This window comes from Kitasatospora sp. NPDC088264, assembly GCF_040685715.1.
Lineage (GTDB): Bacteria > Actinomycetota > Actinomycetes > Streptomycetales > Streptomycetaceae > Kitasatospora.
This window is the reverse complement of sequence record NZ_JBFBIR010000001.1, coordinates 261,578-281,025: the sequence shown is the minus strand read 5'-3', so window position 1 is coordinate 281,025 and position 19,448 is coordinate 261,578. Positions and strand designations below refer to the sequence as shown.

The following is a 19,448-nucleotide window of genomic DNA, read 5'->3' as shown; positions in this document are numbered from 1 at the left end:
CCAGCACTCACAGGTTGCCGCGGGCGTCCTGCTCGCGCTCGATCGCCTCGAACAGCGCCTTGAAGTTGCCCTTGCCGAAGCCCAGCGAACCGTGCCGCTCGATGAACTCGTAGAAGACGGTGGGGCGGTCGCCGATCGGCTTGGTGAAGATCTGCAGCAGGTAGCCGTCCTCGTCGCGGTCGACCAGGATGCCGCGCGACTTCAGCTCGTTGATGTCCACCCGCACCTTGCCGATCCGGGCGCGCAGCTCCGGGTCGTCGTAGTACGAGTCGGGGGTGTCGAGGAACTCCACGCCGCGCGAGCGCAGCACGTCGACGGTGGTGAGGATGTCGTTGGTGGCGAGCGCCATGTGCTGGCAGCCGGGGCCGGTGTAGAACTCCAGGTACTCGTCGATCTGCGACCGCTTCTTGGCGATGGCCGGCTCGTTGAGCGGGAACTTCACCCGGTGGTTGCCGCTGGCGACGACCTTGGACATCAGGGCGGAGTAGTCGGTGGCGATGTCGTCGCCGACGAACTCGGCCATGTTCACGAAGCCCATGACCCGGTTGTAGAACGACACCCACTCGTCCATCCGGCCCAGCTCGACGTTGCCGACGGCGTGGTCGAGGGCCTGGAACAGGCGCTTGGGCGAGCCCTCCGGGTGCTGGACCTTGCTCTGCGCGGTGATGTACCCCGGCAGGTAGGGGCCGTGGTAGCGGGAGCGGTCGATCAGGGTGTGGCGGGTCTCGCCGTAGGTGGCGATGGCCGCGCGGCGCACGGTGCCGTTCTCGTCGGAGACGTCGTTCGGCTCCTCCAGGACGGTGGCGCCGGTCGCGCGGGCGTGCGCGATGCACTTGTCGACGTCCGGGACCTCCAGGGCCAGGTCGACGACGCCGTCGCCGTGGCGGCGGTGGTGGTCCAGCAGCGGGCTGTCCGGCAGCACCCCGCCCTTGATCACGAAGCGGCAGGAGCCGGAGCGGAGCACGAAGGCCTTGCGGTCACGACGGCCGGTCTCCGGGCCGGAGTAGGCGACCAGCTCCATGCCGAACACGGCCTGGTAGAACTGGGCCGTCTGGGTGGCGTTGCCGACCACGAAGACGACCGCGTCCTGCGCGGTGACGGGGAACGGGTCGGTGGCCGGGTCGTGCTCGACGAGGCCGACGAGGCGGCGCAGCTGGTCGGCGTCGAGGCCGGCCTCGCGCTCCTCGGGGGTCAGCTCAAGGGCGTGGGACTGCGGGGTCATCGGTCGTTCCTCCACTTTTGGCCTCGGCTCTGAGGCGTCCGCTTGAGGCGGCCGCGCCGCGAACGGGTGGGCGGTGCGGCTGGCGGAGAGCTTGCTCCTGTCCGGGTGGCTGGGCAACAGGTCGGGATTTCACTGTTCAATGTGTACAAGCTGATCAGGAAATCCCGCATTCGGCTGCGCAAAATGTGCTGCCGATCGGGACCGGTTCACGGGGCCCGCGACACCGGGTCCTGGGCGGTCCCGAGCGGGGGGAGGTGGCGCAGGAACCAGGCCCCGGCGAGCTCGGCGACCTGGTCCAACGTGCCCGGCTCCTCGAACAGATGGCCCGCACCCGGCACCACCGCCAGTTCGCTCACGCAGTGCAGCCGGGCCCGGGCCCGCCGGTTCAGGTCGATCACGGTGGTGTCCAGGCCGCCGACCACGAGCAGCGTCGGGGCGCTCACCCGGCCCAGGACGTCGGGACCGGCGAGGTCGGGGCGCCCGCCGCGGGAGACCACCGCGCCGACGGCGGGCCCGAGCGCGGCGGCGGTGTGCAGGGCGGCCGCGGCGCCGGTGCTGGCGCCGAACAGGCCGAGCGGCAGGCCGCGGGTCTCCTCCAGCCGGCTCAGCTCCTCGGCGACGGCGGTCAGCCGGTCACCGAGCAGAGCGACGTCGAACACCTTGCGGCGGTCCGGCTCCTCGGCCTCGGTGAGCAGGTCGAACAGCAGCGTGGCCAGCCCGGAGCGGTTCAGGTACCGGGCGACGTGACGGTTGCGCGGGCTGCGCCGGCCGCTGCCGCTGCCGTGCGCGAAGAGCACGATGCCGCTCGGTGCGGCGGGGACGGTCAACCGGCCGGCGAGGCGCACACCGGCGGCGCGCAGGACCAGCTCGCGGTCCACGTCCACCGGCCCCGGCGCGCGCCGCCCGCCCGCGGCCTCGGCGAGCAGCCGCAGGACCTCCTCGTCGCCGGTCTGCGCGAAGTCCCCGTAGAACTCGCCGATCGCGAAGAACGGCGACGGTGTGCCGACGCAGACCAGCTCGTCGGCGACCTCGGACAGGCGCTCCGTCCAGTCCGCCGGGGCCACCGGGACGGCGAGCACCACCCGGGCCGCGCCCCGGGCCCGGACGATCCGGCAGGCGGCCCGGGCGGTGGAGCCGGTGGCGACGCCGTCGTCCACCACGATCACCGTGCGGCCGCGCAGGTCGGTGGGCGGGCGGCCGCCCCGGTAGCGGCGGGCCCGGCGCTCCAACTCGGTGCGCTCGCGCCGCTCCACGGCGGCCAGCTGGTCGTCGCCGACCCCGGCCAGCCGGATGACCTGCTCGTTCAGCACCCGGACGCCGTCCTCGCCGATCGCCCCCATGCCCAGCTCGGGCTGGTAGGGCACGCCGAGCTTGCGGATCACGCAGATGTCCAGCGGCGCGCCGAGCGCGGCCGCCACCTCGGCGGCCACCGGAACCCCGCCCCTGGGCAGCGCCACCACCACGGTGTCGGCGCCGCCCAAGTGGCCCACGCGGGCGGCCAGCCGCCGGCCCGCGTCGGTCCGGTCGGTGAAGTGGGTCCCGGTGCCGTGCATGACGCGCCCTCCGTGTTCCACGGTACGTCCGGGCGGCGTCGGGCGGGGCACCGAGGGGGCGGGGCCCCGGGGGCGTGGGCCGGAGGTGCGGACCGGGGGTTCAGGCCCGTGCCCCCGGTCCGCGCCCCCGGGGTCGTTCCACGTTCCGCGCGGCGGCTACGGCCGCATCTCGTACGCGCCCGACAGCTCCTCGACCCGGGCCCACACGGCGGCGGCCCGCTCCGCGTTGGCGACCGGCCGGCGCACGTTCGCCAGCGCCCAGGCGGCCTGCTCCGGGGTCGTCGAGGCCTTGCCGTGCAGCTCGGTCGCGTGCGCGGAGAAGTCGCGGACCAGCGCGTCGAAGATCTGGTCCAGGACGTCCTCGTCCAGGCCGGTCAGCTCCGCCTGCTCCAGCACCAGCTGGCCGTAGACGATCAGTGCGAACAGCTGGCCGATCTCCAGCAGGAAGTCCAGGTCCGCCTGCTGCTCCTTGCTCGGCGCGTGGCTGAGCAGCAGCTCGCAGAAGCCGTCGGCCTGTTCGCGGAAGCGGGCGACGTTCGGCAGCTGCGTGTGGCGGTCGTACGCGGTGCGCCAGTCGTGGAAACGGATCGCGCCGAGGCCGCGGGCCGCGCCCTGGCGGAACAGGAAGGCGTCATCGGCGGCGTCCAGCCGGGTCGGCACCGGAGCGTAGTCGCTCGGGGCGAACAGGTAGTTGCCCATGAACTTGAGGATCAGCGCCAGGTTGACGTGGACGGTGCCCTCCAGCTTCGGCAGGCCGCGGATGTCCTTCGCCGCCTTGTCGAAGTAGGTGTCCGCCTCGAAGCCCTTGGCGGCGATGACGTCCCACATCAGGTCGATGACCTTCTCGCCCTCGGTGGTGACCTTCATCTTGGTCATCGGGTTGAACAGCAGGTAGCGGCGGTCCTCGGGGGAGGCGGTGCGGAAGTAGTCCACGGCCCGCGCGCTGAACATCTTCATCGCCACCAGACGGGCGTACGCGTCGGTCAACTCCCGTCGCACGTGAGGGAAGTCGGTGACCTTCCGGCCGTACAGCACCCGGTTGTGGGCATGCGTGACGGCCTCGTACATCGCGTGCTCGCAGATGCCGACCGAGGCCGTGCAGAGGTTGAACTTGCCGACGTTGACGGTGTTCAGCGCGGCGTCGAAGGCGGCCTGCCCGGTGTGCAGCACGTCCTCGGCGCGCACCGGGTAGCCCTCCAGCCGGAACTCGCTGACGTACATCTGGGCGTTCACCACGTTCTTGACCAGGTGGTACGCGTCGTGGCGGCTGTCGGCGGCGAAGAAGACGTAGCCCTCGGGGCCCTCGACGTCGGAGCGGCGGCCGAACACCGAAACCAGGCCGGCCACGTTGCCGTTGCCGATGTAGTACTTGGAGCCGGTCGCGGTGAAACCGCCCTCGCCGTCCGGGGTGAGGATCATGTCGGTGGAGTAGATGTCGGCGCCGTGGGTGCGCTCGGAGAGGCCGAACGCCATGACGTGACCCTCCGTCAGGAGCTTTGCGGCGCGGGCCCGGACGGCCTCGTTCTTGCTCTGCCAGACCGGCCCGAGGCCGAGGATGGTGACCTGCCAGGTGTACCAGTAGCCGAGGCCGTAGAAGCCGAGGATCTCGTTCAGCTCGGCGATCCGGGAGGTGTCCCAGCGCTTGCCCGGGTCGGCCGCGGACGGGGTCAGGAACTCCGCGAACAGGCCCTCCTTGGCGGCGAATTCGAGGAAGTCGGCGTACCAGGTGCGGTCGACGTAGGTGTCGATCAGTGCCTTCTTGCCGCGGGACTCGAACCAGTCCACGGTCGCGCGCAGCAGCCGGCGGGCCGGCTCGTCGAACTGCGCGGGGTCGTACGTACGCGGGTTGAAGAGCATCACGGGCTCCCGGGGGTCGAGGGTGAGGGGTCGAGGGTGAGGGGTGGCGGGTGAGGAGGCGGCGGGTGGTGGCCGGCGGGTGACGGCGAACAGTGAACAGATGACAACTGACAGATTTCAGATTTCAGCGTTCAGATTCTGTTATCTGTCACCCGTCATCTGTGACCTGTCATCCACGGCGAGGCGGTGCAGGGTGGCGAGCACGTCGTCGAGCCAGGCGAGGGTCATCCGCTCGTACTCGATGCCGCCGCGCAGCACCACGTGCTGGAGCTCCTGCTGGGTGTCGAGCGCGGTGAGGTCGGGGAAGTCGCGCTGCTCGCCGTGCAGGTAGCGGGCGAGCAGGGCGGCGTGGCTCTCGCGGTGCCGTTCGACCTCGGAGATCAGCGCGGCCGGGTCGTCGAAGGCGGCGGCGCGGATCTTGACCGCGAGCTCGTGTCGGACGGACTCCGGCTCGACCGGTTCGCGCAGCCAGCCGGCGAGCACGGCCCGTCCGGCGTCGGCCGCCGAGTAGACCTTCTTGTCCGGTCGGCCGTCCTGGGCGACCTCTTCGGCGGCGACCCAGCCGTCGGCCTCCATCCGCCGCAGCACCTTGTAGATCTGCTGGTGGGTGGCGGTCCAGAAGCGCCCGATGGAGCGGTCGAAGCGCCGGGCCAGTTCGTAGCCCGAGCCCGGCTGCTCCAGCAGTGAGACGAGGATCGCGTGCTCCAGTGCCATGTCCGGCATCCTGCTATGCAACGAATTGCATAGGCAATGGGGGGCCGGAGTGGTGAGACGCAGGTCACCGCCGTGATCGGATGGTTGTCGAGCATTTACGGCCAAAAGGCGCAAATCATCGGAGAAGCGCCAGAATGGGTACGGGGCAAGAGCCCTCCATGTTCCGAACCATAGGAGGTGGTATCGGTGTCTACCCAGATTCCGATGGGCATGGAGCATCACCCGGACATCGTCGAACTACGGGAGCACTACGAGCGGATCACCTCGACCCCGCGCGCCCAGGCCACGGAGGCCCTGGCCGTGCTGGCGGGCCTCTTCCTGGCGGCATCGCCATGGATCGTCGGCTTCACCGCCTTCAACACGCTGACCGTGACCTGCCTGATCGTCGGCCTGGCCTACTGCGTGCTGATGGCGGGATACGGGTCGGCCTACGAGCGCACCCACGCGAGGGCCTGGGCGGCCACCGTGCTCGGCGCGTGGACGATCGTCTCTCCCTGGCTCGTCTCCGGATCGGCCGCGCAGGGCAGGAACATCGTCACCTGCGTCATCGTCGGTGCCGTGATGTTCCTGCTCGGTCTCGCGGCGATCTCGATGGCCACGATCACGGCGAACGGAGCAGCGATGCGGCTCGGCCGCGCCGGCCGCGCCAAGGGCTGACGTCACTGACAGCCCGCGTCCGGGGCGTGGAGGGCCGAACCGTCCTCCGCGCCCCGGCGCACGTCGTCAGGGAGCCGCGGCCGTCACGGGCGGGTCGGTGGCCGTCACGGGCGGGTCATCCGCAGGACGTCGAGGGCTTCGTCGAGCTGCTCACGGGTGAGCTTGCCCTGTTCCACGTAGCCGTGCTCCAGCACGACCTGTCGGATCGTCTTCCGCTCGGCCAGCGCCCGCTTGGCGACCTTCGCCGCCTCCTCGTACCCGAGGTAGCGGTTCAGCGGGGTGACCACCGAGGGGGAGGACTCCGCGTACTCCCGGGCCCGTTCGACGTTGGCGGTGATGCCGTCCACCGTCCGGTCCGCCAGCAGGCGGGCGCTGTTGGCGAGCAGCCGCACCGACTCCAGCACGTTGCGGGCGAGTACCGGGAGCATCACGTTCAGCTCGAAGTTGCCGCTCGCGCCGGCCAGGGTGACCGTCGCGTCGTTGCCGACCACCTGGGCGGCGACCATCAGCACCACCTCGGGGAGCACCGGGTTCACCTTGCCCGGCATGATCGACGAACCGGGTTGCAGGTCCGGCAGGTTGATCTCGCCGAGGCCGGTGCGCGGGCCCGAGCCCATCCACCGCAGGTCATTCGCGATCTTCGTGAATCCGACGGCCACCGTGCGCAGTTGCCCGCTCAGCTCGACCAGGGAGTCGCGGGCGCCCTGCGCCTCGAAGTGGTCCCGCGCCTCGGTGAGCGGCAGGCCGGTGGTGCGGGCGACCTCCTCGATCACCGCCGCCGGGAAGCCCGGCGGGGTGTTGATCCCGGTGCCCACCGCCGTGCCGCCGAGGGGCAGTTCGGCGACCCTGGGGAGCGTCGCCAGCAGCCGCTCCCGCCCGTGCCGGACCTGGGCGGCGTAGCCGCCGAACTCCTGGCCGAGGGTGACCGGCGTGGCGTCCATCAGGTGCGTCCGGCCCGACTTGACCACCTGCGCGAACTCGGCGGCCTTGCGCTCCAGCGCCTCCGCCAGGTGCTCCAGCGCCGGGATCAGGTCGTGCGTGACGGCGGCGGTGGCGGCGATGTGGATCGAGGACGGGAAGACGTCGTTGGACGACTGGCTGGCGTTCACGTGGTCGTTCGGGTGGACCGGGCGGCCCAGCCGCTCGGCGGCCAGGGTGGCGATCACCTCGTTGGCGTTCATGTTGGACGAGGTGCCCGAACCGGTCTGGAACACGTCCACCGGGAACTCGTCGTCCCACCGCCCTTCGGCGACCTCCTCGGCCGCCGCCGCGATCGCCGCCGCCGTGTCCTCGTCCAGGACGCCGAGGCGGGCGTTCACCCGGGCCGCTGCGGCCTTGATCCCGGCCAGCGCGGCGATGTGCGCGCGCTCCAGCCGCTGGCCGGACACCGGGAAGTTCTCCACCGCCCGCTGCGTCTGCGCCTGCCACTTCGCGGCGGCCGGCACCCGGACCTCGCCCATCGAGTCGTGCTCGACGCGGTACTCCCGCTGGTTCTCCTGCTCGTCACCCATCACGCGCTGCACCTCCTGAACGGGCCGGTGGTCCGGCCCCGAGCGGTCTCCGATCACCACAGCCGCGCGTGGGCCCCGGGTATTTCCGCCCGGCCGCATCCGGTTGTCGCAGCCCGGCCACGCTCGCCGTTCCGGCCCGGTCGCGTCCACGGTGACGGTCGGGCCGCGTCCGCCGGGCCGCCTCCGTCGTTACCGCCGGGGCAGCTCGGCGCGGACGAGTTCGCCCGGCGCGGTGCCGGCCTGGGCGATCAGGGCGCCGCCCGGCGCCCAGAAGCCGGAGCCGCCCGAGGTCTGCGGCTGCTCGCCGCTCGCCCCGGCGGAAGTGGCCAGCACGGTCCACACCCCGTGGGCGGCGGCGCGGTCGCGGAGGTGCCCGTCGCGGCGGGCGGCCTGCGCGGGCCCCGCGCCGTACAGGGTGGAGGCGACATAGGCGTCGATGCCGAGCGCGGCGGTCTCCTCGGCGTGCGTGGGATCGGCGGCGTCGGCGCAGATCGCGAGGCCGAACCGCAGGCCGTCCAGCTCCAGGGCGGCGGGCCCGTCGCCGGGGGTGAACCGGTCGTTCTCGGCGCCGTGCAGCCGCGTCTTCCGGCACACGACGACGGCGCCTTCGCCGGTGACGGCCAGGGTGGCGATGGACTCGCCCCCGTCGGGCTCGGTGACCGGCGCGCCGACCAGGGCGGTCGTGCCGGTCGCGGCGCAGGCGGCGACCAGCGGGGCGAGGCGCGGATCGGCCGGGCCGAGCGCGGGCGCGGCCAGGTCGTACCCGGTCAGGGACAGCTCGGGGAACACCACCAGGCGCGCGGCGGCCTCCCGTACCGCCTGCGCGTGCCGTTCGACGTTCACGGCCACGGTGTCCGGGCGGCCGGCGTCGGCGCAGGCGGGCTGGGCGACGGCCACGGTGACGGTGGCGGCGGCGATCAGGGGTGCGGGCATGGCGGTGCCTCCGGGCGCGAGGTGGAAAAGATCAACGTATGCGCAGGTCCGGGCGGTGGACAAGGGTTTCGCGTGGCAGCCGGGAGGGAGGCGGCCGGGGCGGACGCACGTACCGCTCCGCGTTGTGCCGGGAGCGGGCGCCGGCCCGGGGCATGATCACCCGAATGGATGAATAGCTGCGTGGAGTGCTTCAAACTGCCGTACGCCACTTCGTACGCTCCTGCCTGGGCCGGATTCACACCGGCCCCACCCTGATCGCCGCTGCTCGGCATCATCGCCGTGCGGCATCACCGCCGCTCGGCGCGGGTGACCGGCTAGTGGGGGCGGACTCATGACGACGACAGGGCGGGGCATGGCCGGGGGCACGGAAGACCGCAGGGGGACCGACCCGGGGGTGGAGTCGAGGGCGGCCCCGGGCGCGGCTCCGCAGACGGGCCACGGGAAGCGCCGTGGAAACGCCAGGGGCGGCGGGCTCACCAGGCGGCAGATGCTCGGCGCCTCGGCCGCCCTGGGCGGCGCGGCCTGGCTGCTGCGCGGCACCATCGGCCCGGACAGCGCCGAGGCGGCCACCCCGGTGCCGCCCGGCCTGCCCGCCGGCACCGAGCTGTACCAGCGGGTCTTCCAGAACTGGTCCGGCGAGATCCGCACCGACCAGCTGTGGACCTGCGCGCCCCGCACACCGGAGGAGGTACCGGCGCTCGCCGACTGGGCGCACGCCAACGGCTGGCGCCTGCGCGCCACCGGCTACCGGCACACCTGGGCGCCGCTCACCGTCGCCAACGGGACCCCGGACAGCGCCCGCGTCCTGCTCGTGGACACCAGCCGCCACCTCACCGCGATGACCGCCGACTCGCCGACCACCGTCCGGGTCCAGACCGGCGCCACCATGGAGGACCTGCTCGCCCACCTGGCCGACCGGGGCCTCGGCCTGACCGCGTGCCCGGCACCCGGCGAACTGACCGTCGGCGGGGTGCTCGCCATCGGTGGCCACGGCACCGCCGTACCCGCCGCCCACGAACTCCGGCCGGAGGGGCACGGCTACGGCTCGGTCAGCAACCAGGTCGTCCGGCTCACCGCCGTCGTCCTCGACCCGGCCACCGGCCGCTACACGCTGCGCACCTTCGAGCGCGCCGAGGCCGACAGCGCCGCCTTCCTCGTGCACCTGGGCCGCGCCTTCCTCACCGAAGTCGTGCTGCGGGCCGGCGCGGACCGGCCGCTGCGCTGCGTCAGCCGTCTCGACATCCCGGCCGCCGAACTGTTCGCCCGCCCCGGCACCGGAGGCGGCGGCGGTGGGCTCCTGGGTGGCCTGCTCGGCGGTGGCGGCCCGCGCACCCTCGCCGACTTCGTCGAGCGCGACGGCCGGGTCGAGGCGATCTGGTTCGCCTACACCGAGTACCCCTGGCTGAAGACCTGGAGCGTCGCCCCGGCCAAACCGCTGGGCTCCCTGCCCGTCGACCAGCCCTACAACTACCCCTTCTCGGACAGCATTCCGGAACCGGTCGCCCGGCTCGCCGGCCAGATCGTCGCCGGCGCCTGGGGATCGGCCCCGCTGTTCGGCCAACTCCAGTACCTGATCGCCAAGGTGGCGCTCACCGGCGACCTCACGGACGTCCTCCTCTCCGGCGGGCTGCTCCGCGACCTGCTCAGCGGCGACCTGATCACCCACCTGCTCGCCGGCGGCCTGCGCTCCGACCTCTGGGGCCCGTCGCGCAGCCTGCTGCAGTACGTCCGGCCCACCACCCTGCGGGTCACCGCCAACGGCTACGCGGTCCTCGCCAAGCGTGCCGACCTCCAGTGGGTGGTCAGCGAATTCGCCGCCTACTACCGGAAGTTGCTCGCCGACTACCAGGCCCGAGGGGAGTTCCCGGTGAACGGCGCGGTGGAGATCCGGGTCACCGGCGTGGACGACCCGACCTCCTCCGGCGTCCCCGGCGCGCGGCCGCCGCTGCTGTCCGCGCTGCGTCCTCGGGCGGACCGTCCGGAGTGGGACACCGCGGTCTGGCTCGACGTCCTGGCCTTCCCCGGTACCCCGGGGCTGGAACGCTTCGCCCGCGACCTGGAGCAGTGGCTGCTGCGCACCTTCGACGGCACCCGGGCGGGCCTGCGGGTCGAGTGGTCCAAGGGTTGGGCGTACACCGCCGACGCGGCCTGGTCCGACCCGGACCTGATCGGTCGGGTCATCCCCGCGAGCCTGCGCGACGGCGGCGGGCCGGGCTGGGATGAGGCGGTCGCCGTCCTGGACCGGCACGACCCGCACCGGGTGTTCGGGAACCCCTTCCTGGACAGGTTGTTGAAGTAGCGGAGCGCATTCGACGGATCGTCAGATGTGCTCCATGACGATCACCGCGAGGGTGTCCGGCGCCAGCGCGCGGAAGACGTGCGGGGCGTCGCCCGGGTAGCTCACGTAGTCGCCCGGGCCCAGCTCGACCGGGGCCTCCGCCGGCCCGGCCAGCGCCCGGCCCGAGCCGACCAGCACGTGCTCGACGGTGCCGGGCATGTGCGGGTCGGAGGCCCGGGTCTCGCCCGGCTGCGCCTCGATCCGGTAGATGTCGCGCCGGGCGTTCGGCGGGCAGGAGGACAACACGGTCGCCGCGTAGTCGGCGCGCTCGGAGTGGGTCACCGGGCCCTCGCCGGCCCGGATCACCTTGACCGCCGGGCGCGGGGGGTCGACCAGGCGGCTGAACGGCACGTTCAGTGCGACGGCGAGGGCCCAGAGCGTCTCCACGCTCGGGTTGCCCGCGCCCGACTCCAGCTGGGAGAGCGTCGACTTGGCGATGCCCGCGCGCCGGGCCAGCTCCGCCATCGACAGCCCGCCGCGTTCGCGCTCGCGCCGGATGGAGACGGAGATCAGGCCGATCAGGTCCGCGCCGGAACCCGCGCTCGGGGTGGTCCGGTCACTCATGCTTGCCACTCACGCTCTCCTGGCTCCTTCTCCGGCTCCCGTGCGGCTGGTGCCGTTCATGCTGCCACTCGTGAGGGCGGCTGTCCGCATCCGCCCGCCGTTCGCCCTGCCGGTCCAATCGTTCGCCTTGACGAACGGCGGGCGATGGGTTCAGGCTGGTGGACATGCGTTCGATACTCCGAACACTGGAGCGTGCCACCCTTCGGGACATCGCTCTCGTCTGCCTCGCCGACGCGCTCGTCGGCGCCTCCTTCGGCGCGATCAGCGCCTCCGGCGGCCTGCCCCTGTGGGTGCCGGTCGCGCTCTCCGTCCTCGTCTTCGCGGGCGGCTCCCAGTTCGCGGCGGTCGGCGTGGTGCTGTCCGGCGGCGGTGCGCTCGCCGCCGTCGCCACCGGACTGGTGCTCAACGCCCGGCTGCTGCCCTTCGGCTTCGCCGTGGCCGACGTGCTCGACGGCCCGTGGTGGCGGCGGGTGTTCGGCGCGCAGCTGATCACCGACGAGACCGCCGCGTTCGTCCTGCGGCAGGACGACGGGCGACGGCGACGGGCCGCTTTCTGGCTCTGCGGACTGGCGTTGTTCGTGGTGTGGAACGTCTCGGTGGTCCTCGGGGCCCTGGCCGGCGGGCTGATCGGGGACACGGACGCGCTGGGCCTCGACGCGGCCTTCCCCGCCGTGCTGCTCGCGCTCGTGCTGCCCTCGCTCGCGGACCGCCGCGTCCGTACCGCCGCCGTGGCAGGCGCCGTCGTCGCGGTCGCGGCCACGCCGTTCGTCCCGGCGGGGCTGCCCGTCCTGCTCGCCCTCGTCGGGCTGTTGTTCGCCGGGCGGCCCGGAACGCGCGAGGGTCGCGAGGGCCGTGACGGTCGCGAGGGCCGTGACGGTCGTGAGGTGCGGGAGGGTCGTGAGGTGCGGGAGCCGCAGAACTCGCAGAACTCGCAGAACTCGCGGAACTCGCGGGAGTCGCGGGAGTCGCGGAAGGGGGCGTCGGTCGAGGAGCCGGGCGTCCCGGTGATCGAGCGGGAGGAAGCCCGATGATGCCGTTGTACGCCGTGCTGCTGCTGGCCGTCGGGACGTACGCCTTCCGCCTCGCCGGGCCGCTCCTCGGCCACCGGCTCGCCCTCTCGGAGCGCGTGCGGCACCTGCTCGCCGTCGCCGCGGCCGTCCTGCTGGTCGCCCTGGTCGCCACCGGCGCCCTCACTCAGGGCCAGGGCTTCGCCGGTTGGGCCCGCCCGGCGGGCGTCCTGGTCGCCGGTGTGCTCGCGCTGCGGCGGGCGCCGTTTCCGGCGGTGGTGGTCGCGGGCGCGGCGGCGACGGCGCTGCTGCGGCTGTGCGGGGTGGGGTGAAGGGCGGTCCGTCAGCCGCCCAGCGCCTTGAAGAAGATCGTCGTCGGGTGCGCGCGCCCCGAGGGGTCGGTCGCGTAGTCCGGCACCGAACCGACCCGCGTCCACCCGGCCGCCTCGTACAGCCGCTCGGCCGGGCTGTCCGTCTCGGTGTCCAGCACCAGCAGCCGAAGCCCCAGCTCGGCCGCCCGCTCCTCCAGCACCGCCAGCAGCCGCCCGGCCAGCCGCTGCCCCCGGTCCGCCGGGTGCACCATCAGCTTGGCGACCTCGCCCCGGTGCCGCCCGTTCGCGGGCACCGCCGGGCGCAGCTGGATCGTCCCGGCGAGCCGCCCGTCGGCCTCCGCCCGGACCGTCCACAGCAGCAGCCGCTCCGCCGCGACCTCCGGGGCGAGCGCCCGCCACCACGCGACGGCCTCGGCCCGCCCCAGCGGTGCGAGGAAGCCGAGCGACCCGCCACCGTGGACGGTGTCGACCAGCAGCCCGGCCAGTTCCTCCGCCGCGCCGTCCAACTCCTCCGCCGTCACCTGACCGACCGCGTACGCCTCGCCCGCCATGTCGTCTTCCTCACTCGCTCGCGCCCGCCCACCGTCCGGGCGGTTGCGCCATACTCGCCGGTACCGCGCCGAGACCGGGATCCCGTCGATATCCCGCCGACACTACAAGGAGCTTCGATGACGAAGCCGACCCGGATCGACCCGTCCGACCTGCTCGCCGTCGGCGACCTGCTCTCCGACGAGGAGCGGCTGATCCGTGACACCGTCCGGAGGTTCACCGAGGAGCGGATCCGCCCGCACATCGGCGACTGGTTCGAGCGCGGCGTCTTCCCGGCCCGCGAACTCGCCCCCGAACTCGGCGCCCTCGGCGTGCTCGGCATGCACCTCGACGGCTACGGCTGCGCGGGCGCCGGCGCGGTGGCGTACGGGGTCGCCTGCATGGAGCTGGAGGCGGCCGACTCCGGGCTGCGCAGCTTCGTCTCGGTGCAGGGCTCGCTCGCGATGCGCTCGATCCACGCCTTCGGTTCCGAGGAGCAGAAGCAGCGTTGGCTGCCCGGCATGGCCGCGGGTGAGCTGATCGGCTGCTTCGCCCTCACCGAGCCGGACTTCGGCTCCGACCCGGCGAACATGCGGACCCGCGCGGTGCGCAAGGGCGGCGACTGGGTGCTCTCCGGCAGCAAGATGTGGATCACCAACGGCAGCATCGCCGACGTCGCCGTCGTCTGGGCGCAGACCGAGGAGGGCGTGCGTGGCTTCCTGGTCGAGCGCGGAGCGCGCGGCCTGACCGCCACCGACGTGCACGGCAAGCTCTCCCTGCGCGCCTCCGTCACGAGCGAACTCGCCTTCGACGAGGTGGTCCTGCCCGCCGACGCCGTCCTGCCGGGCGTCACAGGCCTGCGCGGACCGCTCTCCTCCCTCAACGAGGCCCGCTACGGCATCCTCTGGGGCACCGTCGGCGCCGCCCGCGACTGTTACACCGCCGCCCTCGACTACGCGAAGAGCCGGATCCAGTTCGGCCGCCCGATCGCCGGATTCCAGCTCACCCAGCACAAGCTCGTCGAGATGATGCTGGAGGTGGAGAAGGCCTACCTGGTCGCCCTGCGGATCGGCCGGCTCAAGGAGGAGGGCGCGGCCCGCCCGCCGCACGTCAGCTTCGGCAAGCTCAACAACGTCCGCACGGCGCTGGAGATCGCCCGCAGCGCCCGGACCGTCCTCGGGGCCAACGGCATCACCACCGAGTACCCGGTGCTGCGGCACGCCAACAACCTGGAGTCGGTGCTCACCTACGAGGGCACCAGCGAGATCCACACCCTGATCCTGGGCGAGGCCATCACCGGCGAGTCCGCCTACCACTGACGGGCCGTCCACCTCGGGAATTCCGGTGGCCGGGGCCGTCGCGGCCCGGCTACCGTGCCCACCGTGAACAGCAAGCCCACCACGCCCGGCACCGCCCCGACCACCACCCTCTGGCGCCCCACCGGCCCCGAGGAACTGGCCCTGGTCGAGGCGTCCGGCCGGCGCGCCTGGCCGCCCCGGCTGCCCGAGCAGCCGATCTTCTACCCCGTCCTCAACGAGGACTACGCGATCCGCATCGCCCGCGACTGGAACGTCCCCGCCTCCGGCGTCGGCTACGTCACCCGCTTCGAGGTCGACACCGCCTTCCTCGCCCGCTATCCGGTGCAGCGGGCGGGCGGCCGTACGATCCTCGAACTCTGGGTCCCGGCCGAGGAGTTGCCGGAGTTCAACCGGAACATCGTCGGCCGCATCGAGGTCGTCCACGAGTTCCGCCCCCAGCCGTGACGCGCCCCGCCGCGCCGCGCCCGGGTGAGGTGCGCCCCGCCGCGCCGCGCCCGGCTGAGGCGTGCCAGGGCGGGGCGCCCGCAAGCGTGCCCCACTCGGCAGCGACGGCGCGCGAGGTGCGCTCGGACCACGTGCTGCTCAGCTCCGCCCAGCGGACCAGCACCACCGCGCTGCTCACCCAGGCCGCCGCCCGGCGCGGCCTCGACACCGCCGTCCTGGACGGCCCGGCCACGGTCGAGCGCCTCGCGGGGCGGCCCGTCCACTGGTACGGCGGCCCGCTCTCCGCGGCCCGGATCGCCGGACCGCTCGGCCTCGCCCTGCTCGAACCCGACGACGACTGGCTCACCCGCCTGCCCGAGGAGTTCACCCGGCGCCGGATCGAGCTCACCACCCTCGCCGAGGCGTGGACGCTGCGCCGCCCGGCGTTCGTCAAGCCACCCGCCGACAAGTCGCTCCCGCCCGCGGTCTACCCGGACGGCACCCGCCTGCCGCGCACCGGCGACCGGATCGGCCCCGACATGCCCGTCCTGGTCAGCGAGCCGGTGACCTTCGCCGCCGAGTACCGGCTGTTCGTCCGCGACGGCGAGGTGCTCACCGGTAGCCGCTACGCCCGCTTCGGCCGGCTCGACCCGGCGCCGCTGACCGCCGAGGCCGGCGCCTTCGCCCGGCGCCTGCTCGCGGCAGTCGGCGACACCCTGCCCAGCGCCGTCGCCCTGGACGTCGGCCCGATCGCGGACCCCTACGACCCGGTCGAGCACTGGGCCGTCGTCGAGGCGAACCTGCCGTGGTTCGCGCACTGCTACGCCGCCGACCCGGACCGCGTCCTGGACGTCGTGCTGCGCGCCGCCGGACCGGTCTCCCAACTCGCCCGGGCCGACCGCCGATTCGTCCGTACGGCCGCCTGACACCCGGCGGACACCCCGCGTTCGGCGGGCGGATGCCGGACGGTACGGCGGGCGGTGGAGCATGGCGCGGTCGGCGGCGCCCTCGGCGGGCGCGGCCGGGTGTGCACGACCGAAAGGAACCCCCGCCATGTCCGCTGCCCAGTGGCCCCGCCCCCGGGTGCTCGTCGTCGGGATCGACGGCGTCCGCCACGACTACCTGGAGCACGTGCCGATGCCGCGCCTCCAGGAGCTCGCCGAGGCCGGGTTCCTGGTGCCGGTGACCGTGGCGGACACCACGCCCACCATGTCCGGGCCGTGCTGGGCCACCATCGTCACCGGCGTCGAGCCCGCCAAGCACGGTGTCTGGGGCAACCACCTCGGCGGCAACCGGCTCGACGTGTTCCCCGACTTCGCCACCCGGCTCGCCCGCGGCGACCGCCGCCGCACCTTCGTCGCGGCCGGCTGGGACCCGCTGATGATCAACGAGTCCGGCGGCCCGCTGTTCCGCGCCCCCGGCCGGCTCTCGTACATCGCCCCGGCCGAGGACACCCCCGAAGCCTGGGAGGCCGTCGACGAGGAGGTCACCCGCGAGGCCGTCCACGTCCTGGGCACCGCCGACCCGGAGGCCTCCTTCGTCTACCTCGGCGCCGTCGACGAGACCGCCCACTTCCTCGGCTGCGGCGACGAGTACCGGGCGGCCATGCGCACCGCCGACGAACGGCTCGGCCGACTGCTCGACGCCGTCCGCGGCCGCGCCGACCGCGCCGACGAGCAGTGGACCGTCATCGTCGTCACCGACCACGGCCACGTCGACGCCGGCGGCCACGGCGGCCGCACCGTCGAGGAGCGCACGGCCTGGGTCGCCTGCGCCGGGCACGGCATCCCGGCCGGTCCGCCCACCGGGGAGATCCGCCACCCGGACGTCGCCGCCCAGGTGTACGCCTCGCTGCTGCGCCCCATCGACCCGCACTGGACCCTCGACGGCCGGCCCTTCCCGGTCGCCCGTCCGGTGCCGGAGACGGTGTCGGCGCCGATCTGACCGGTGCTCTGATCGGCGGTCCGGTCGGTGCTCTGACCAGCGATCCGACCAGCTATCCGACCGGGGCCGGCACCGTCGCCGACCCCGGGACCGACGACGCCTCAGGGGCGCGCTGATGCATCCGGGTGCAGCAGGCCGGGCTGCGCCGGAGGCCGGCTTGAGTGACGCTCGATCGAGGCCCGGGCGGCACTCGAAGACGGTGTGCCAGCCTGGGCGCCCCACCGTGTAACCCCGAGACCGGGTCGCTGGACATACCTCTGAAGGTGGAGACGGTACCCCGTGGGATGGAGACAAGATCGCGACCTCGTGGTGACGCTCCGGAGGGACGGCAAGGGCCACGATGGATACACCCGGACGGCAGACCTCGCCGACCGGACCGGAACCGGAGACGGAGAGGACAGGCGGGCATGAAGGGCATCGTGAGCAAGGTCGCACTGGGAGTCGCGGGCACCGGCATGGCCGTCGCCGTGGCGGCCGTGGCAATCGGCCCGAGGGTGTCCGAGTGGTACGACGGACGCCACCAGGAGCAGGCCACCTACGACACCGGCAGCCAGGCCAAGGCCGAGCGCCGTTCGATGCCGACCTGGCTGCCCGACAACGCCTCTTCGGTGAAGTACCTGATGTCCACCACCGGCGACGACCGCCTGCTGCGCGCCACCCTCCCGGAAGGCCGGCTGCCCGTCGGCTGCAGCACCGGCCTGCCCGGCAAGTCCGCGCACTCGGTGCCGCTGTCGCTCAAGGCCGGCTGGTTCCCCGAGGGCGTCGCGGCCAAGGCCAGTGGCACCTGCGGGCACTACAACGTGACGCTCACCGGCAACCAGCTCTACGCGTGGCAGGACGGCGCGGCGGTGCAGGCGGCCCTGCGCGCGGAGCGGCCCACCAAGCACTGAGCCGGGTTCCGTGCGCTGAGCCGGGCACCCTGCACTGAGCCGGGCACCAAGCGCTGCGCCGGGTTCCGTGTACCGCGCCGGGTGCCCGCACCGAGCAAGCCGTGAGGCTCCGAGAACGCCGTCGGGCTCCGACCGGCCCGCCGGGCACCGACAGGTGCGGGCGGGCCGTCGTCGTGCGCGGGTGCCGCCGGTGTGGCCGACGGTGGACCAGCGGGAGGACCCCCGCTGTCGGAAACGGCCGGGGCTGCGATAGGACGGAGCGTGGACAAACCCGTCCCGCCCCCGTCCCGTCCCGTTCCCCGTTCCGTGAGGAGCCCCATGCCCGGCCCGACCGTCGGCCCTGCCGGCGACACGTCGACCGCTCCCTCCGCCGCCCCCACCACCGGCCAGTCCCGCCCCGGCCGGGCCACCATCGCCGTCCTGGGCGGTCTCGTGGCGCTCGGCCCGCTCACCACCGACCTCTACCTGCCCGGGCTGCCCGAGATCGCCGACGACCTGGTCGCCGAACCGGCCGCCGTCCAGCTCACCCTCACCTTCTCCATGTTCGGGGTCGCGGCCGGGCAGTTGCTCTTCGGACCGCTCAGCGACCGCTACGGCCGCCGCCCGCCGCTGCTCGCGGGGCTCGTCCTCTACACCCTGGCCAGCGTCGTGTGCGTGATCGCGCCGAGCCTGACGGTGCTGATCATCGCCCGCTTCATCCAGGGCGCGGCCGGATCCGCCGGGCTGGTCATCGGCCGGGCCGTCGCCCGGGACCGCTTCCAGGGCGTCGCGATGCTGCGGTTCCTGGCCTCCATCGCGCTGATATCCGGGCTGGCGCCGATCCTCGCCCCGATCCTCGGCGCGCAACTGATGCGGTTCACCTCGTGGCGCGGCACCTTCGGCGCGCTGACCGCGCTCGGGCTGCTCCTGACCCTGGCCGCCTTCGGGGCGCTGCGCGAGACCCTGCCGACGCAGAACCGGGGCACCGGCGGGGTGGGCGCGGCGCTGCGCACGATGGGGCGGTTGCTGCGCAACCTGCCGTTCCTCGGGCTGGCGCTGACCAGCGCCTTCGCCTTCGGTGCGCTGTTCGGCTACATCAGCGGGTCGTCCACGGTGCTTCAGCACGTGTACCAGGTCTCGCCGCAGACCTACAGCCTGCTGTTCGGGGCGAACTCGCTGGCCATCGTCGTCATGACGCAGTTGAACGGACGGGTGCTCGCGCGCCGCTTCGCCCCGCGGGGGCTGATGCTGGCCGGGCTGGCGACGGCGGTGGTCGCCGGGGTGGCGCTGGTGCTGCTGACGGCGGTCTGGGACTTCGGGCTGGTCGGGTTCTGCCCGCCGTTGTTCGTGATGATGGGCAGCATGGGTGTGGTCCTGCCGAACACGGCCGCGCAGGCGCTCAGCCTGGTCGAGCCGCGGGCGGCCGGGACGGCGTCGGCACTGCTCGGCACCGGCAACTTCCTGTGCGGGGCGGTGGTCGCACCGCTGAGCAGCCTCGGCGGCCGGCCGTCGTCGGTGCTGCTGGCGGTGGTCGTCCTGGCGAGCGGGGTGCTGGCGATGGTGGCGTACGTGACGCTGTGTCGGCCCGGGCGGATGAGAACGGCGGAGGTCGAGGTGGTGGCCGGGAGCTGACGGCCGCCGACCGGCGACGAACAACAAACAGAAAACAGATAACAG

General features: G+C 73.3%; 18 protein-coding genes. 10 read left to right on the top strand and 8 right to left on the bottom strand.

The features are described 5' to 3' along the window. Positions 1–7 precede the first annotated feature (7 nt). The 4 genes from hppD to AB0O82_RS01200 form a co-directional block, all read right to left on the bottom strand. Complete coding sequence (gene hppD / locus AB0O82_RS01215) at positions 8–1,222, bottom strand: 4-hydroxyphenylpyruvate dioxygenase (RefSeq protein WP_363579502.1); 1,215 nt, start codon at positions 1,220–1,222, stop codon at positions 8–10. A 206-nt stretch (positions 1,223–1,428) separates the two neighbouring features. Then, positions 1,429–2,775, bottom strand: a complete 1,347-nt coding sequence (locus AB0O82_RS01210; protein WP_363579500.1) for a phosphoribosyltransferase family protein — start codon at positions 2,773–2,775, stop codon at positions 1,429–1,431. A gap of 156 nt (positions 2,776–2,931) precedes the next feature. Continuing rightward, entirely contained in the window at positions 2,932–4,632 is a 1,701-nt protein-coding gene (locus AB0O82_RS01205) for an acyl-CoA dehydrogenase family protein (protein ID WP_363579498.1), read from the bottom strand. Positions 4,633–4,773: 141 nt separating this feature from the next. Further along, the gene (locus AB0O82_RS01200; protein WP_363579496.1) at positions 4,774–5,346 is read right to left on the bottom strand and encodes a PadR family transcriptional regulator; all 573 of its coding nucleotides are present in this window, start codon (positions 5,344–5,346) and stop codon (positions 4,774–4,776) included. Between the two features lie 186 nt (positions 5,347–5,532). Here AB0O82_RS01200 and AB0O82_RS01195 point away from each other — a divergent pair, with 186 nt between their 5' ends. After that, on the top strand, positions 5,533–6,003 hold the full coding sequence (locus AB0O82_RS01195) for an SPW repeat protein (protein WP_063349890.1): 471 nt from the start codon (positions 5,533–5,535) through the stop codon (positions 6,001–6,003). A 104-nt stretch (positions 6,004–6,107) separates the two neighbouring features. Here the strand turns inward: AB0O82_RS01195 and AB0O82_RS01190 are convergent, their stop codons facing one another. Beyond that, on the bottom strand, positions 6,108–7,514 hold the full coding sequence (locus AB0O82_RS01190; protein ID WP_363579494.1) for a class II fumarate hydratase: 1,407 nt from the start codon (positions 7,512–7,514) through the stop codon (positions 6,108–6,110). 189 nt (positions 7,515–7,703) lie between these two features. Then, complete coding sequence (locus tag AB0O82_RS01185) at positions 7,704–8,447, bottom strand: carbon-nitrogen hydrolase family protein (protein ID WP_363579492.1); 744 nt, start codon at positions 8,445–8,447, stop codon at positions 7,704–7,706. A gap of 487 nt (positions 8,448–8,934) precedes the next feature. Here AB0O82_RS01185 and AB0O82_RS01180 point away from each other — a divergent pair, with 487 nt between their 5' ends. Continuing rightward, entirely contained in the window at positions 8,935–10,746 is a 1,812-nt protein-coding gene (locus AB0O82_RS01180; protein WP_363579490.1) for a cholesterol oxidase substrate-binding domain-containing protein, read from the top strand. Positions 10,747–10,767: 21 nt separating this feature from the next. Here AB0O82_RS01180 and AB0O82_RS01175 read toward each other — a convergent pair whose 3' ends face one another. Continuing rightward, a complete protein-coding gene (locus tag AB0O82_RS01175) occupies positions 10,768–11,349 on the bottom strand; it encodes a helix-turn-helix domain-containing protein (protein ID WP_363579666.1) in 582 nt (193 codons plus the stop codon). 164 nt (positions 11,350–11,513) lie between these two features. Between AB0O82_RS01175 and AB0O82_RS01170 the strand changes: the two genes are divergently transcribed. Continuing rightward, complete coding sequence (locus AB0O82_RS01170) at positions 11,514–12,380, top strand: AzlC family ABC transporter permease (RefSeq protein WP_363579488.1); 867 nt, start codon at positions 11,514–11,516, stop codon at positions 12,378–12,380. Next, a complete protein-coding gene (locus tag AB0O82_RS01165; RefSeq protein WP_363579486.1) occupies positions 12,377–12,688 on the top strand; it encodes an AzlD domain-containing protein in 312 nt (103 codons plus the stop codon). Before AB0O82_RS01170 ends, AB0O82_RS01165 begins: the two co-directional genes overlap by 4 nt. An 11-nt stretch (positions 12,689–12,699) precedes the next feature. On the opposite strand, the gene AB0O82_RS01160 is transcribed toward AB0O82_RS01165, so the two are convergent. Further along, positions 12,700–13,239: a GNAT family N-acetyltransferase gene (locus AB0O82_RS01160; RefSeq protein WP_363579484.1), complete on the bottom strand. Its 540-nt coding sequence runs from the start codon at positions 13,237–13,239 to the stop codon at positions 12,700–12,702. 117 nt (positions 13,240–13,356) lie between these two features. Between AB0O82_RS01160 and AB0O82_RS01155 the strand changes: the two genes are divergently transcribed. The 6 genes from AB0O82_RS01155 to AB0O82_RS01130 all read left to right on the top strand — a co-directional run bounded on the left by AB0O82_RS01155 (position 13,357) and on the right by AB0O82_RS01130 (position 19,403). Beyond that, positions 13,357–14,535 carry an acyl-CoA dehydrogenase family protein gene (locus tag AB0O82_RS01155; protein WP_363579482.1) on the top strand — a complete coding sequence of 393 codons (1,179 nt, stop codon included), beginning with the start codon at positions 13,357–13,359 and terminating at the stop codon, positions 14,533–14,535. Positions 14,536–14,598: 63 nt separating this feature from the next. Further along, a complete protein-coding gene (locus AB0O82_RS01150; RefSeq protein WP_363579480.1) occupies positions 14,599–14,979 on the top strand; it encodes an ADP-ribosylation/crystallin J1 in 381 nt (126 codons plus the stop codon). An 86-nt stretch (positions 14,980–15,065) separates the two neighbouring features. Then, positions 15,066–15,884, top strand: a complete 819-nt coding sequence (locus AB0O82_RS01145; RefSeq protein ID WP_363579478.1) for an ATP-grasp domain-containing protein — start codon at positions 15,066–15,068, stop codon at positions 15,882–15,884. Between the two features lie 127 nt (positions 15,885–16,011). After that, positions 16,012–16,902, top strand: coding sequence for an alkaline phosphatase family protein (locus tag AB0O82_RS01140; protein ID WP_363579476.1), 891 nt, complete (start codon positions 16,012–16,014; stop codon positions 16,900–16,902). A gap of 407 nt (positions 16,903–17,309) precedes the next feature. After that, positions 17,310–17,792, top strand: coding sequence for a hypothetical protein (locus tag AB0O82_RS01135; RefSeq protein WP_363579474.1), 483 nt, complete (start codon positions 17,310–17,312; stop codon positions 17,790–17,792). 318 nt (positions 17,793–18,110) lie between these two features. Continuing rightward, entirely contained in the window at positions 18,111–19,403 is a 1,293-nt protein-coding gene (locus tag AB0O82_RS01130) for a multidrug effflux MFS transporter (protein ID WP_363579473.1), read from the top strand. Positions 19,404–19,448 lie beyond the last annotated feature (45 nt).